Source organism: Paraburkholderia rhizosphaerae, assembly GCF_004366595.1.
GTDB lineage: Bacteria > Pseudomonadota > Gammaproteobacteria > Burkholderiales > Burkholderiaceae > Paraburkholderia > Paraburkholderia rhizosphaerae.
Map to the genome: position 1 here is coordinate 127,295 of NZ_SORE01000012.1, position 14,283 is coordinate 141,577.

A 14,283-nucleotide genomic window follows, 5' to 3' on the forward strand; every position below is an offset into this window, starting at 1 on the left:
AACGCGGGTTGTTCAACGCTTGTGCAGCGGCGGCCGGATTGGGCCGGACGCCGTGCGACCATAGCATGACCATGTGAACACGATACGTAACGACGGAAGGACGCGAACGTGCGGCGAAGTCTTACGCGTCGCGTTCGAGCGGCGCGGCCGCCGCGAACGGGCCGCCCTGAAAGCGTTGCGCGACATCGTCGGATTCCGCGCTCGGCGCGACCGGCTCGAACAGATGCGCAAACTGCGCGGAACTGTCTTGCGGACGAAAGCCGAGATACGACGCCTTCGTGTTGTCGACCCACTTCGTCAGGTTATCCGACACACCGTAAACAATCGCGTGCCCGACCCGGTTCGTGAACAGCGAACAGCGCACCAGCTCGATGAAATCGCGGAAGCTCAGAAACGTCACCATCATGCGCCGGTTTTTCGGCGCTTCGAACGACGAGCCAATGCGCAGGCACACGGTTTCGATGCCGAAACGGTCGAAGTAGTAGCGCGACAGCGCTTCGCCGAAACACTTCGTCACGCCGTACAGGCTGTCCGGCCGCAGCGGTGCATCGACATCGACGACCGACGTGACCGGGTGAAAGCCGACCACATGATTCGAACTCGCATACACGACGCGTTTTACGCGATGCTTCACCGCTGCCGCGTACAGGTTATAGAGACCGCGGATGTTCGCTTCGAGCAGATCGTCGAACGGTGCATCGATCGAGATGCCGCCCAGATGCACGACCGCGTCGACGCCGTCGAGCATCGCATCGACCGCCGCGCGATCAGCGAGATCGACCTGCGCGGCTTCTTCATGCTTCGCGAGCGCGTCGATCGGCGCGATATCCGACAGCCGCACGACGTCGGCCCATGCGCCGAGCGCGCCGCGCAATTGCACGCCGAGGTTGCCGGCCGCGCCGGTCAGCAGGAGACGGTGAAAGGGCTTGCGCGCCGCAGACGTCGGCGCCTGTTGGTCGGTCATAGCGTGTTGTTCCAGGTCGAAAGCCGGCAAAGAAACCGGCGTTGAAAATAGTCACCGTCGTGCGGCACGAGTCCGCTGCCCTGCTGGCAAGCCCGCTGCCCGCCGTCGCCCTGGCCGGTGCTGCGTACTGGGTACTGGGTACGCCGCGACCGTCGCTTACCAGTCGGTGCCCGGCACGCCAACACCGCGCACCATCCCGGTCGCGGCGAACACCATCACGACGAGCAGCGCAATCTGCACCGCGCCGATCGTCGCAAACCGATGCGCGCGTCCAAGCCGTGGCGGCATGCCTTTTCTGAGCGCGATGCGCCAGCGGATCAACGCGACCATCGGTGCGATTTCGAGCAGCAGAATGATGACCAGCGCGCCCATCTTCACGTGGAAAAGCGGCTCCTGAAGATAAAAGGACGCGCCCTTCTCGAAGCCGCCGAACGCGCGTATCGAACCGGAGACGATCAGCAGTACCGCGCAAAGGCCCCAGACGTTATCGGCGAGAAACACACTCGACAAGCTTTGCGGCGACGAACAACGCCGCAACGCGTAGGTGCGCGCAACGATCGCCACCAGCGCAAGACCATAGCCCAGCAGATGAAGTGCGGCAAGCACCCAGCGGATCAACAAGGACACGTCCATTCGATACTTCTCTTTTCTCTTTCTTGTCGCCTGTTTGTTTCGTTGTTCGCGCAGTCAGCCGCGCGTGGTTCGGTTGGCATCGGTCGGTCTCACACGACGCACAGCGTCCTGGGGCGCAGCGATGGTCGATGTGCAAGCAACGAACCGGACAGACAACCCAAACCCCGGACTCACGCCACGTTCGCGGCGGCCATGGCGTGCATGCGATCCGTTCATCCCGCTTGCCGCAAGCTCGCGTCGAGCGCGCGGGCCGCTGTGCGGTCGCCTTCAGATACGAGCGACACACGAAATACCGTCTGGCGGTTATGCCCGGCCGCCGCCGGCGAATCCCACATCAGTTCGATCTTCGGCCGACGCAGCCAGCCGCCCGGACCGGTATGTCGCGGCGGCGCCATACTGGTGGCTCGCGCGATGGCGGGCTCGCGGCTCGCGACGGGAGCGGTCGCGGGCGGTTCGGCGGTGTGTTGGCCGTCGACGCCGCGCGCAGCGGCATCCGTATCGGCGCCCACATGGTTGTCCTGATTAGCGTCCGTTTGTGCCTCGCGGGTGTCAAACGCGGCGTCACGCTGCGCCTGGATATCAGGCGCGGCGGCAACGGGCACGGCCCCGAGGCCTGACCCGGCCGCATCCTTCGCGTCACCGCCCGGTGTTTCTTTCGCCGCACGACTGCCACCGTCGATCACGCCGCCCGGCCATCGCACCGAAAGTTCGCGCGCATCGTACTGCCCTAGCTTGCGGCTTTCCATCCAGACCACTGCAGTACGCGTGACGTTATCAATGGAAATCGCGTAACGGCCAATCGCAAAGCGGCGCGCACCGGTATTCGTGCGCCATAGCGCGCGCGGCCGGCAAATCCACAGCACGGCCGCGTACAACGCTGGCGCAGCGAGCAGCCAGCCATTGGTTGCCGCCACCGCATGCGCGGCACGCCGTAAGCCCGCCGTCCACGCGAACGCGCCGACCGACCAGGCGGCGAACAGAAACCCGAGAAACGCGAATAGCCGCAGCGCCTGCCGCAGCCATTGCGGCAGCGGATGGAACGGACGCTCGACGCGGGCGCGCGCGCCCGGCAGAAAAATCAGCAGAAACAGGAACACGAGATTGATGCAGGCCCACGGCGAAGAAGCCATCGCGGACAACGCAGTCAACACGTCCATGTTGGACATCGAGAACAGCCAGCGTGCGAAAATCACGAGACCGATCGCACGCAGCGCGAAGATCATGCCGGCGCCCGGCGCGGCATTCGCTCGCGTCTGTTTCGTTCTCGCCAAAGCATTCTCCTCGTGTCCGTGACGCCGCTTGCGCATTTTGCGGCACGGCCATTATAGGGATATTGCGCGGCCGACTCACCGGACCCTCACCCAACCCGCACCTGACCATCCGCCCGGCGCGCGCGCCGCGATGCGATGCGCATGCCAGCGATGCGTCAGTCCGGTGCACCACCGGACGACATGCCTGCGAATGGGCGTCGATGCGCCAGATTGTGGCATCAGCGAATCGCGACATCTAACGGTCGGGCGCCCGGGAAACACAACGCCCCGGGTGCAAGGTGCACACGGGGCGTTGTGAAAAACTTCACGCAGCCGCCGCTCGCGCGGCGGTCGCGGTCAAGCCGCGTTAGCTCGCGTTGACCTCGCGCAGCACGGTACGGCGCTTCTGGCGCAGCAGTTCTTCATAGGTCGCGACGTAGTTGCGCGCCATCACCTGCGACGTGAAACGTGCCTCGAACGCCTTGCGCACGTTCGCACGCGGCAGTTGCGACAGGCGATTGATGGCCGCCACCGCGCTGATTTCGTCTTCGACGACGAAACCGGACACGCCGTTTTCGATGACTTCCGGCACCGAGCCGCGCTTGAACGCGATCACCGGCGTGCCGCATGCCATCGCTTCGATCATCACCAGACCGAACGGCTCCGGCCAATCGATCGGGAACACCAGTGCATGCGCGTTGCCGAGGAACTCACGCTTTTCGGCTTCGCCGATTTCGCCGATGTACTCGACGTGCGGCAGCGCCATCAGCGGCTTGATCACTTCTTCGTAGTAGGCGCGGTCGGCCTTGTCGATCTTGGCTGCAACCTTGAGCTTCATGCCCGCCTGGCCGGCGATGCGGATCGCGCGGTCGAGGCCCTTCTCCGGCGACACGCGGCCGAGGAAGGCGAGATAGCCCGGCTCGACGTTGGGGATCGGCGTCAGCACGTTCTCCGGCAGACCGTGATAGACCGTTTGCAGCCAGTTCGCCTGCTGCAGCGGCTGGCGCTGGTTGTCCGAAATCGACACAACGGGCACGTCGCTGAACGTGTTGAACACCGGCTGCAGTTCGGGCAGGTCGAGACGGCCATGCATGGTCGTCAGGAACGGCACCGGCTGACGCGCGAACAGCGAGAACGGGTAATAGTCGATGTGGAAGTGCAGAACGTCGAATTCGTCCGCGCGGCGGCGCACTTCTTCGAGCAACAGCATGTGCGGCGCCATCACGTCGCGGATCGTCGGATCCAGACGCAGCGCCTGCGGCCAGAATGCTTCGAGCTTCGCGGAGGTACGCGAATCGCCGCTCGCGAACAGCGTCACGTCGTGACCCTGCTCAACCAGTGCTTCCGTCAGATTAGAGACGACCCGTTCCGTGCCGCCGTATAGCTTCGGCGGAACCGCCTCGTGCAACGGAGCGATTTGAGCGATTCGCATGTGGATTAACTCCCGTAAAAGATCAGGCTAAGTAACTGCAGTTTGTAAAAGCGACTCGCGTGCTCGCCAAGGTTGCATGGCCGGACCCGATGCCGGCACATACCTGCTCTTTCGAGAAAATCCTGCGATGGATCGCCCGGTAGGGACGCCAGGACTTCGCCATCGTCACCTACTGTCTTCGCGGTAAACGCACCGCAAGCACAGCCGTTGACAAATGTCAGTCATCCTGGGCTGACCGAGCACGCATTATCAATGCCACCTCGGCCAAACGGCCCGAACATTTCAAAGACTTTACGTTGTTACAAAGGGGAAACACTTTGCAACCCCTTGTTTTCTAAGACAGTTCTACATTGGAAACCGGTAGCGACAAACTCGCCGTCGCGTGTTGCCAACGTCCTCCTAAATGCGGTCTCAGGTGCAGTTTTCAATTGTGGTTACAGCTTGTTATTAGCCCGCGTTTCCCCCGTTGGCCGGTTCGGTTCCCGGATTGCATGTGCCCCCGAATCCCCCGCCTCAGGCCTCGTTTGTGCTTCAGTTTGTGCTTCGACACGTATCCAAACCTTATCGGCACTTGCTAGCGGGTTGGTTAGGCTCATCGCAGTGTCGCTTCGTTTCACGAAGCATCGCTTCGCTAACCGACAGGGCCACTCCGATTCGATGCGACCCGATTGAATGCAAACTGTAATTGTATCTCGAAAAACTTCGGGCCCGTCGTTAAGCCAAATCGGGTGGCGGGACGCGCCGGACCGTGTAACGTGCGAGCCATCCTGAAATGAATCCCGCACGAGGCTGGCGTAAATCGACTTTCCGCGGTCCGAATTCGCTTTTGCATGTTTACAATGCGGAACCTACGCTGTGTTACGAGGCTACCCGTGACCGATGAGCTAACCCGACTTCAGACGACAGTACGCACAATTGGAACATCTCACCATTGCCCAGCGTAATGCCCATAACGCAAAGCTTGCGAGCTATGCGCAACGGCCGCTTGCGTTCCTTTTTCGCTTCATTCGCCGCCATCCTTTTGCGCATACGGTGGTTCTGTGCAGCGTGTTCGCCGCAGTCGGCTGCGCGCTCGCGTCGCAATATGCGATCAAACACCTGATCGACGTACTGAGCCAGGGGCGACATCATCCCGGGCCGCTGTGGGGTGCGTTTGCGATCCTTGTCGGCCTGATTGCCGCGGACAACCTGCTGTGGCGGGTCGGCGGCTGGTTCGCCGCGCACACGTTCGTCGCCGTCACCGGCGACTTGCGCCGCGATCTGTTCCAGTACCTGAGCGGCCATTCGCCGACCTATTACGCCGAAAAGCAGCCCGGAACGCTCGCGAGCCGGATCACCGCGACGTCGAATGCGGTCTATACGGCCGAAAACACCACCGCGTGGAACGTGCTGCCGCCCTGCATCGCGGTGCTCGGCGCGATCGTGATGATCATCACCGTGAATCCGTTGATGGCCGGCGCGTTGCTCAGCTGTTCGGCGGTCCTCGCGATCGTGCTGTACAGGCTCGCAAAGCGCGGCTCCGCGCGTCACCAGAATTTCGCGGCGAAGGCCGCGGCGGTCGACGGCGAGCTGGTCGATGTGATCGGCAATATGGCGCTGGTGCGCGCGTTCGGCATGACGTTTCGCGAGCAGAAGCGCTTCGGCGCGACCGTCAAGGCCGAAATGGACGCGCGGCAGAAGAGTCTGCTGTATCTGGAGCGGTTGCGTCTGCTGCACGCGGTGATCACCGCGCTGCTGTCCGCCGGGCTGCTCGGCTGGGCGTTGTGGCTGTGGGATCAAGGCCGCGCGACGTCCGGCGACATCGTGCTGGTCAGCTCGCTCGGGTTCACGATCCTGCACGGCACGCGCGACCTCGCGGTGGCGCTGGTCGACGTTACGCAGCACGTTGCGCGTCTGGCCGAAGCGGTCAAGACGCTGCTCGAGCCGCACGGCATGCCGGATCGCAATGACGCGGCCGAGCTTGTGCCGCAGGGCGGCCGCGTGCAGTTCGACCAGGTCACGTTCGCGTATCCGCGCCGTCGGCCGATTCTCGATCATTTCGATCTGAATATCGAGCCGGGCCAGCGGGTCGGTCTGATCGGCAAGTCAGGCGCCGGCAAGTCGACCGTGCTCGCGTTGCTGCAGCGCTTTTACGAACCGCAGGGCGGACAGATCAAGATCGATGGCCAGGATATCGGCTCGATCACGCAGGACAGCCTGCGTCATGCGATCGCGCTGGTGCCGCAGGATATTTCGCTGCTGCATCGGACGGTTTACGAAAACATCGCGTACGGCCGGCCGGACGCGTCGCGCGAGGAAGTGCTCGCGGCCGCGCGCGATGCGCGCTGCACCGACTTTATCGAATCGATGCCGGAGGGTTTCGATACGATCGTCGGCGACCGCGGCGTGAAACTGTCCGGTGGCCAGCGGCAGCGCATCGCGATCGCGCGCGCGATCCTGAAGGATTCGCCGATCCTGTTGCTCGACGAAGCGACCTCCGCGCTGGATAGCGCATCGGAAGAGGCGATCCAGAAAGCGCTCGATCGTCTGATGGTCGGCCGCACGGTGATCGCGATTGCGCACCGGTTGTCGACGCTGCACAATTTCGACCGGATCATCGTGATGAGCGCGGGCAAAGTCATCGACGACGGCAGCCCCGAAGAGTTGCGCAATCGTCCGGGCCTCTATCGCGATCTGCTCGCGAAGCAGTACGGTAAGACCACGACGCTGCATATCGGCGGCAACAAGAAAGTGGACGAACAGCACGTCGCTTGATTGCGCGCGCCGAGTGCTGCATATCGCGAATCGCGACAATCGGCCATCGCGCATGGAATCAACAGGCGCTGGCTGAGACGCTGGCTAAAAAAATGCCGCTTCGAACCTTACGCTTCGAAGCGGCATTTTGTTTGCGCGAGCATGCCTCGTCGCGCGCGACTCAGTTCATCACACCGGCCCGGTCTTCGCGCCGCGGTGTCTTCCCCGCTTCAGCGACATCGGGCAACGCCGGCTGCGAGCGCTGCAAATCGCGCATGAAGTTGTCGCGCCATACCGACACATTGTTCTCGCGCAACTGCACGATCATGTCCCGATGCCGCGCCTGCCGCTCCGCGAGCGGCATCGACAACGCGGTCGCGAGCGCGTCAGCCATGCCGTCGATATCGACCGGGTTCACGATCAGCGCACCGGTCAACTCCTGCGCGGCGCCCGCAAAGCGCGACAGCACCAGCACGCCCGGGTCCTCCGGGTCCTGCGCGGACACATACTCTTTTGCAACGAGATTCATGCCGTCACGCAGCGGCGTCACGTAGCCGACGTGCGCGGTGCGGAACAACGCGGCCAGCACCGAGCGCTCGTACTGCCGGTGAATATAGAGAATCGGCGTCCAGTCGAGCTCCGCGAAGCGGCCGTTGATACGCCCCGATTCGCTTTCGAGCTGCAGCCGGATCTCCTGATAAGCATGCATATCGGCGCGCGTCGGCGGCGCGATCTGCAGGAACGACACGTTGTTGCGCTGGGCCGGCGCATGATCGAGCAGCCGCTCGAACGCACGGAAGCGTTCGACCAGCCCCTTCGAGTAGTCGAGCCGGTCGACGCTCATGATCAGCTTGCGCTTGTGCAGCGTGGCCTTCATCGTGCGCACCGGCTTGCCGCGCTCGCCGGCTTTCGCGAGTTCGGCGATCTCGTCCGGATAGACGCCGATCGGGTACGCGGCCGCGCGCAGTGTTCGTCCGAACGCATGGATCAGCACGGGTTCGGCGGCCGTCGCGGGCCGCGAATCCACGCTGCCATCCGCTTCGTTGACGATGTAATCGCAGAACGAACGCAAGTCGGGCGCCGTCTGAAAGCCGAGCAGATCGAACGAGCACAGCGCTTCGACCAGCGAGCGATGCGGCGGCACGGCCAGCAACACTTGCGACGCGGGAAACGGAATGTGCAGGAAAAAGCCGATGCGGTTTGCGACGCCCGCCGCACGCAAAGCCTGCGCGAACGGGATCAGATGATAGTCGTGCACCCAGATTACGTCGTCGGCGCGCAGCAACGGGACCAGCTGTTGCGCGAGCCACGCGTTCACCCGGCAATAGCCTTCGTACTCGTGGCGGTCGTATTGCAGCAGGTCGGCACGGTAGTGGAACGCGGGCCACAGCGTCGCATTCGAAAAACCGCGGTAGTACTGGTCGTAGTCGCGCCGCACGAGACCGATCGTCGCGAATGTCACCGGGCCGCGCTCTTCGAGCTTGATTTGCGGCTGTCCCGCGGCCAGCACGTCGCCGCTCCAGCCGAACCACATGCCGCCGGTTTCTTTCAGCGCGTCATAGACGCCGACCGCAAGGCCGCCCGCCGCGGGACCGCCTTCGGAAATCGGCGCGACACGGTTCGAAACGATGATCAGGCGACTCATGACGCGCGGTTCCCCGATGAAATAAAACCTTGGCCCGAAGCGGACGGCCGCACCACGAAACCGGAAAGAGCGCGCCGCCGCTTCATGCGCCGCGCGCCGCCGCGACGACCGCCGCGAGCCAGTCGTGCAGCGCGCCCACCGACTCGAGCCGCGAGCGCGCGATCGAATCGCCGCCGCCGACCTTGATCGACACGCCGCCACATTCATTCACTACCGCAAAGCCTTTTTCATCCGTCAGATCGTCGCCGGCGAACACCGGCTTGCGGCCCGCAAAAGGCGGTTCGTCGAGAAAGGCGCGCAGCGCGCGGCCTTTGTCGACGTCCTTCGGTTTGATCTCGTAGACCATCTTGCCCGGCTGCAACACGTACGCGCCCGGATAGTCGGCCACCAACCGCGCGGTCGCCGCGCGCGCGGCCGGCTCGCGGTCCGGCGCATTGCGATAGTGCAGCGCGAGCGACGCGCCCTTGATTTCGAGCAGCATTCCCGGATTCGCGTTGACGACGCCCGCGAGCACCTGCTCCATGCGCAGCAGCCGGTCGTCGTTAAAGCCGATGCGCTGCGTGTCGCCATTCGCGTCACGCCGCTCGGCGCCATGCAGCCCCGCGACTGGCAGGTCCGGCATGCGCAGAAAGCCATCGATGCTATCGATGCCGCGACCCGACACGATCGCGACCGCGCCATGGGTCAGGCCGCGCAGTTCGGTCAGCAGTGTGGGCGTTTCGGACTGCACGAGCACGCCGTCGGGCGTCGGTGCGAGTTCGACGAGCGTGCCGTCGAAGTCGAAGAAGAACGCGTATTCGGTTGGAGCGAGGACTGCGGGAGGTGCTTGCATCGGATTATCTTGCCTTTCAGCCGCTTTCAGCCGGAAAAGTGTGCGCATCTTACCGCGCATCGGTCGATTAATCGAGACGCGGAGTCTCGTTCGCACATCGGCGGGCGGGTTAGCCCGTATGTGTCGCGTCCATTTCGATACGCGATCGGTGAAATTAGTCAAAAACCGGACAATCTGGCTTCACGCAGCTTTCAGACGCTGCGTCATATTGCCCCGAACGACCCGATCGGGTGGCCGGCGCGCGACGCGGGAACCGGAATTGCGCTAGAGTTTCTGCCTCTGCCGCGAAACCGCATGGATGTTCATTCTGCTCCCGATGGACGCGTCGTACGACGCGCATTGTCGGTCTCGCGGGGCGTCGAGGGTTCTGGATAAATCGAGTCGGTGGTCAAGCCTTTGTTCCCCGGATTTTCATTTGCGCGCTTCGATGCCGTGCGTTCGGCAGCAGGCGCGCGCAGGGTCGGCGCGTCGCGAACGCGCGTCGCACGCAAGTCCGTTGCGCATCGCGTCGCGTCGTTGACGGTCGCGCTATGTGCCGCCACTGCGCTAGCCGGTTGCTCGCACCACGAAGCGCCGTGGCAGCTGACCAACGTCACAGGCCACTTGCCGGACCTCGAGTTCTCACTGACCGGCGACGACGGCAAGCCGGCCACGGCCGCCGCGTTCAAAGGCGATACGACGCTGGTCTATTTTGGGTATACGCATTGTCCTGACGTTTGTCCGGAGACGATGGCGCGATTGATGCAAGTGCTCGGCAAACTGGGCCCGGACGCGCAGCACGTACGCATTCTGTTTGTGAGCGTCGATCCTGCGCGCGATACGCCGCAGGCGTTGCACGACTATGTCGGCGCGTTCGATGCGCAGCACGCACGGGGACTCACCGGCAGCGATGCGCAGATCCAGGGACTCGCGCAACGCTATCGCGTCGCGTACCAGATGGAGAAGCGCGACCCGAATGGTAACTACGATGTCACGCATAGTTCGGCCGTCTACATCTTCGACGCGCAAGGCCACGCGCGGCTATTGGCTACCGACCAGGATACGCCGGATCAGATCGCGCAGGATCTGCGCCGTATCATTGAAGTTCGTTCGTGACGTGTTTCGCTGATGCCTTTTTCTCTTCCACGATGACCAACAATATGAGACCTCTGACTTCGATGCATCGTTTTGGACGCGCGCAGGCGTTTGCCTTTGCGTGCGCGGGTGCCTTTGCATTCGCGCTGATGTTCGCCGCGAGCACGCCCGCTCACGCTGCCGGTGCGGCGCAGGCCATCGTCGTGAAAAACCCGTGGGTGCGCTGGCTGCCGAATAACCTGCCCGCCGCCGGTTATGTGACGCTCTCGAACAATAGCGACAAGCCGATCGACCTCGTCGACGTATCGAGTGCCGACTATGGCAGCGCGATGCTGCATCAAACGGTGTCGAGCGGCTCGACGCAAAAGATGGTGATGGTCGACAAGCTGACCGTACCGGCGCACAGTGAAGCGAAGATCGCGCCGGGCGGATATCACCTGATGCTCGAAGAGCCGAAACACAAGATCGCGCCCGGCGATAACGTGCGTCTGAAGCTGCACTTCTCGGACGGTGAAACGGTTGAGACGACGTTTCCGGTGAAATCGCCGGCTCAGGCCAATTGATGGCCGCGATGAACCTGTTCCGTTGCCAGCGATGAACCCGCGCCGTTGTCCGCGATGAACCTGCTCTATTGGCTCGAACCGTGGGAACCGTCACCGACGGTCGTGATCGTGATGATCGTGACCGCCGTGCTGTTTGTGCGAGGCGTGCGCAAAGCGAAGCTGTCGTTCGCGCGGCAAGTGTCGTTCTGGTTCGGGCTTGTCGCGCTCTACGTGGTGCTGCACACGCGGCTCGACTATTTCTTCGAGCATGAGTTCTTCATGCATCGCGCGCAGCATCTGGTGCTGCATCATCTCGGGCCATTCTTCATCGCGCTGTCGTATCCGGGCGCCGCGCTGCGCGCAGGCATCCCATTCACCTGGCGACAGCGTTTCGTGCAGCCCGTGCTGCAGACACGCGCCGTGCGCATGACGCTCGATGTGCTGTTGCATCCGGTCGTCGCGGTCGTCTTGTTTGTCGGCCTGATTTATTTCTGGCTGCTATCGCCGATTCACTTCATCGCGATGATCGACTGGCGCGTGTACCGCGTGATGAACTGGAGCATGGCCATCGACGGGCTGATGTTCTGGTGGCTCGTGCTCAATCCGCGTCCGGCGCCGCCCGCGCGGCTCGCGCCGGGACGACGCATCCTGATTGTGATCGCCGCGATTCCGCCGCAAATTCTGCTTGGCGCCTTTATCTTCTTTTCGACGCACGAACTGTATCCGGTCTATTCGATCTGCGGCCGCGCGTTCACATGGTTGAGCCCGATGCGCGATCAACAGATCGGCGGGCTGCTGCTCTGGATTCCGGGGTCGATGATGAGCGTGTTAGGCGCGCTGATTGCACTGCGCCACTGGATCCGGCTGTCGGCACGCGGACGTTTGCGCAATGAGCGGGCGGGCAAGCAGGATGCCGGCGCACGGCCGGTCGCGGGCCCGTCCGCGACTCGGACGTCATCCGCACACGCGCAGCGATAGCCGTCTGGAAGCGGCGGGCGATGCGCCGCAGCCGGCGAGTTCGCGGGGGCTGCGACTGGGCCGGGCCTGCGATACCGCGAAACGGCGATCGGCGATTGGGCGACCAGGCGACCAGGCGACCAGGCGATGCCAGGCGTCTACGACTACAAGAGCCGCTCAGTCGCTCGCCTGTCAGGCCGAACGCATCCAGACGTGCGGGATGCCGTCTTCTTCGTGCACTTCCGAGATCGGCTCGAAACCATGCGCGCCATAAAACGCCTGCAAATGCGCTTGCGCATGCAAGCGAACCGGCGTGCCGGGCCATTGCGCATAGATGTGATTCAACGTGCGTTCGAGCATCGCCTTGCCGAGACCGACGCCGCGAAAACCGGCCGTAGTCAGCACACGGCCAATGCGAATATCCGCTTCTTCGGCATCGGGCAGCAGCACGCGCAGGTAACCGGCGAGCTTCGCGCGCGGCGCATCCGATTCGTATACCAGCAGATGCCATGCGTCGCGATCGAGCCCGTCGATATCGCCGTACAGACAGTTCTGCTCCATCACGAAGACCGCGCTGCGCGCGGCCAGCATCTCGTAGACCTCGACGTTCGTCAGATCATCGAAGGCTTTCCAGCGCCAGTCGAAGTGCGGCGCGGCTGGTGTATCGACTTGCTGTGAATCGGACATGGTTGAGCTCTGATGGAATGAACCAGGCGTAGCGCGACGCCGCGCGGGACGTGATCGCAAAACAAAAGCGTGATGCCAAAGCAAAAGCCCCGATCAGTTATCACTTGATCGGGGCTTTTTCTGGAGGCGCGAGCCGGAGTCGAACCGGCCTACACGGCTTTGCAGGCCGCTGCATAACCGCTTTGCTATCGCGCCGTAAGCGGACTACGGAACTGATCACGTTGCCAAAGACTGCACCCTGAAAACTCTACCTAAGGTTGCACGCGCAACGGTCCGCAGATAATGTGCATTGGCCTACTGGCCTGCCGAAAAACCTGCCAAACAAAAAGGGAAGCTTTGCTTCCCCAGCTGGCTTCCCTTTATTTGCTGGAGCGGGAGACGAGTCTCGAACTCGCGACCTCAACCTTGGCAAGGTTGCGCTCTACCAACTGAGCTACTCCCGCGTGGCCCTGCAAGTGGCACCCAATCAGGCTGCCTTGCAGCGTATTACCTTTTGCACTGCTGAAACGGCTTCGAGTCTTCGTTCAAAACTCAAACAAGGGCCGCTTCGAAAATTCTGGAGCGGGAGACGAGTCTCGAACTCGCGACCTCAACCTTGGCAAGGTTGCGCTCTACCAACTGAGCTACTCCCGCATTTGCTACTGACTTCCGGCGCATCAACTTGCTAGACCGCCTGCACCGGAGAGACGAGATTATGTATAAAGCACTGAAACGTGTCAACCCTTTTTCCACCGCCCGATTCGCGGCGTTTGCGCATCATTCAAACCGCACCGCCGCGCTCGCGAATCTGCGGCCATGCGAGCTTCATGTAATACAGCATCGACCAGATCGTCAGCACCGCGGCGAGATAAATCAGCCACACGCCCCACACTCGCGTATCGAGTACGAACCCACCCGGAAAACGCACGGGTTCATACAGCAGCAGCATCGGAATCGCGACCATCTGGCATGCGGTCTTGAACTTGCCGAGCGAATTCACCGCAACGCTCTTCGACGCGCCGATCTGCGCCATCCATTCACGCAACGCGGAAATCGCGATTTCGCGGCCGACGATCACCAGCGCGATCGCGGCGTCCAGGCGCGCCACTTGCACGAGTATCAGCAGTGCCGCGGTCACCATCAGCTTGTCGGCGACCGGGTCCAGAAACGCGCCGAATGCGGACGTCTGGTTCCATTTGCGCGCGAGATAGCCGTCGAACCAGTCGGTCAGCGCGGCCAGAATGAAGATCACCATCGCCGCCAGATTACGGTGCTCGACGTTCATCCATGAGTTGGGCAAATAGAACACGCCCACCACGAGTGGAATCAGCACGATCCGCAGCCACGTCAGAAAGATCGGGAAATTAAACGGCATGGGCAGCGACAGGGTTCTGAAAAATAGAGATGCAATTGTGCCGTCTCAATGAGACAGCCACAAGCGAACAAACATCCAGCGAAGTCCAGCGATCCATCGACAACTGGCCTGCAACTGACCCGCAACGGGCCGGCAACTCACTCGCAGGTCATTTGCAACCCACGCGCACAGCCGCGCCGG

Annotated in this window: 12 protein-coding genes and 3 tRNA genes; 4 read left to right on the forward strand and 11 right to left on the reverse strand. The window is 62.7% G+C overall.

The annotated features are described in order from the left end of the window. Positions 1–121 precede the first annotated feature (121 nt). From BX592_RS17360 to BX592_RS17375, 4 genes are all read right to left on the reverse strand, one after another. Complete coding sequence (locus tag BX592_RS17360; protein ID WP_134193049.1) at positions 122–964, reverse strand: NAD-dependent epimerase/dehydratase family protein; 843 nt, start codon at positions 962–964, stop codon at positions 122–124. Between the two features lie 156 nt (positions 965–1,120). Beyond that, the gene (locus BX592_RS17365) at positions 1,121–1,585 is read right to left on the reverse strand and encodes a DUF2214 family protein (RefSeq protein WP_134193144.1); all 465 of its coding nucleotides are present in this window, start codon (positions 1,583–1,585) and stop codon (positions 1,121–1,123) included. Between the two features lie 224 nt (positions 1,586–1,809). Continuing rightward, positions 1,810–2,868 carry a hypothetical protein gene (locus BX592_RS17370; protein ID WP_134193050.1) on the reverse strand — a complete coding sequence of 353 codons (1,059 nt, stop codon included), beginning with the start codon at positions 2,866–2,868 and terminating at the stop codon, positions 1,810–1,812. A 346-nt stretch (positions 2,869–3,214) separates the two neighbouring features. Next, positions 3,215–4,279 carry a glycosyltransferase family 4 protein gene (locus BX592_RS17375; RefSeq protein ID WP_134193051.1) on the reverse strand — a complete coding sequence of 355 codons (1,065 nt, stop codon included), beginning with the start codon at positions 4,277–4,279 and terminating at the stop codon, positions 3,215–3,217. A 915-nt stretch (positions 4,280–5,194) separates the two neighbouring features. Between BX592_RS17375 and BX592_RS17380 the strand changes: the two genes are divergently transcribed. After that, positions 5,195–7,033 (forward strand): ABC transporter ATP-binding protein, encoded by a 1,839-nt coding sequence (locus BX592_RS17380; RefSeq protein WP_134193052.1) that lies wholly within the window; start codon positions 5,195–5,197, stop codon positions 7,031–7,033. A gap of 160 nt (positions 7,034–7,193) precedes the next feature. On the opposite strand, the gene otsA is transcribed toward BX592_RS17380, so the two are convergent. Together otsA and otsB are read right to left on the reverse strand one after the other, a co-directional pair. Then, complete coding sequence (gene otsA / locus BX592_RS17385; RefSeq protein ID WP_134193053.1) at positions 7,194–8,657, reverse strand: alpha,alpha-trehalose-phosphate synthase (UDP-forming); 1,464 nt, start codon at positions 8,655–8,657, stop codon at positions 7,194–7,196. Positions 8,658–8,739: 82 nt separating this feature from the next. Next, complete coding sequence (gene otsB, locus BX592_RS17390) at positions 8,740–9,489, reverse strand: trehalose-phosphatase (RefSeq protein WP_134193054.1); 750 nt, start codon at positions 9,487–9,489, stop codon at positions 8,740–8,742. 516 nt (positions 9,490–10,005) lie between these two features. Here otsB and BX592_RS17395 point away from each other — a divergent pair. The 3 genes from BX592_RS17395 to BX592_RS17405 all read left to right on the forward strand — a co-directional run bounded on the left by BX592_RS17395 (position 10,006) and on the right by BX592_RS17405 (position 12,083). Then, positions 10,006–10,584, forward strand: coding sequence for an SCO family protein (locus tag BX592_RS17395; protein ID WP_243849597.1), 579 nt, complete (start codon positions 10,006–10,008; stop codon positions 10,582–10,584). A gap of 62 nt (positions 10,585–10,646) precedes the next feature. Beyond that, positions 10,647–11,126 (forward strand): copper chaperone PCu(A)C, encoded by a 480-nt coding sequence (locus BX592_RS17400; protein WP_377681517.1) that lies wholly within the window; start codon positions 10,647–10,649, stop codon positions 11,124–11,126. A 54-nt stretch (positions 11,127–11,180) separates the two neighbouring features. Continuing rightward, positions 11,181–12,083, forward strand: coding sequence for a cytochrome c oxidase assembly protein (locus BX592_RS17405; protein WP_134193055.1), 903 nt, complete (start codon positions 11,181–11,183; stop codon positions 12,081–12,083). A gap of 171 nt (positions 12,084–12,254) precedes the next feature. On the opposite strand, the gene BX592_RS17410 is transcribed toward BX592_RS17405, so the two are convergent. The 5 genes from BX592_RS17410 to pgsA all read right to left on the reverse strand — a co-directional run bounded on the left by BX592_RS17410 (position 12,255) and on the right by pgsA (position 14,103). Next, complete coding sequence (locus tag BX592_RS17410) at positions 12,255–12,749, reverse strand: GNAT family N-acetyltransferase (RefSeq protein ID WP_134193056.1); 495 nt, start codon at positions 12,747–12,749, stop codon at positions 12,255–12,257. A 121-nt stretch (positions 12,750–12,870) separates the two neighbouring features. Next, a tRNA-Cys gene (locus BX592_RS17415) sits at positions 12,871–12,944 on the reverse strand. A 172-nt stretch (positions 12,945–13,116) separates the two neighbouring features. Continuing rightward, a tRNA-Gly gene (locus tag BX592_RS17420) sits at positions 13,117–13,192 on the reverse strand. Between the two features lie 114 nt (positions 13,193–13,306). Then, positions 13,307–13,382 (reverse strand) — tRNA-Gly (locus tag BX592_RS17425). A 127-nt stretch (positions 13,383–13,509) separates the two neighbouring features. After that, positions 13,510–14,103 (reverse strand): CDP-diacylglycerol--glycerol-3-phosphate 3-phosphatidyltransferase, encoded by a 594-nt coding sequence (gene pgsA / locus BX592_RS17430; protein WP_134193057.1) that lies wholly within the window; start codon positions 14,101–14,103, stop codon positions 13,510–13,512. Positions 14,104–14,283: the final 180 nt, after the last annotated feature.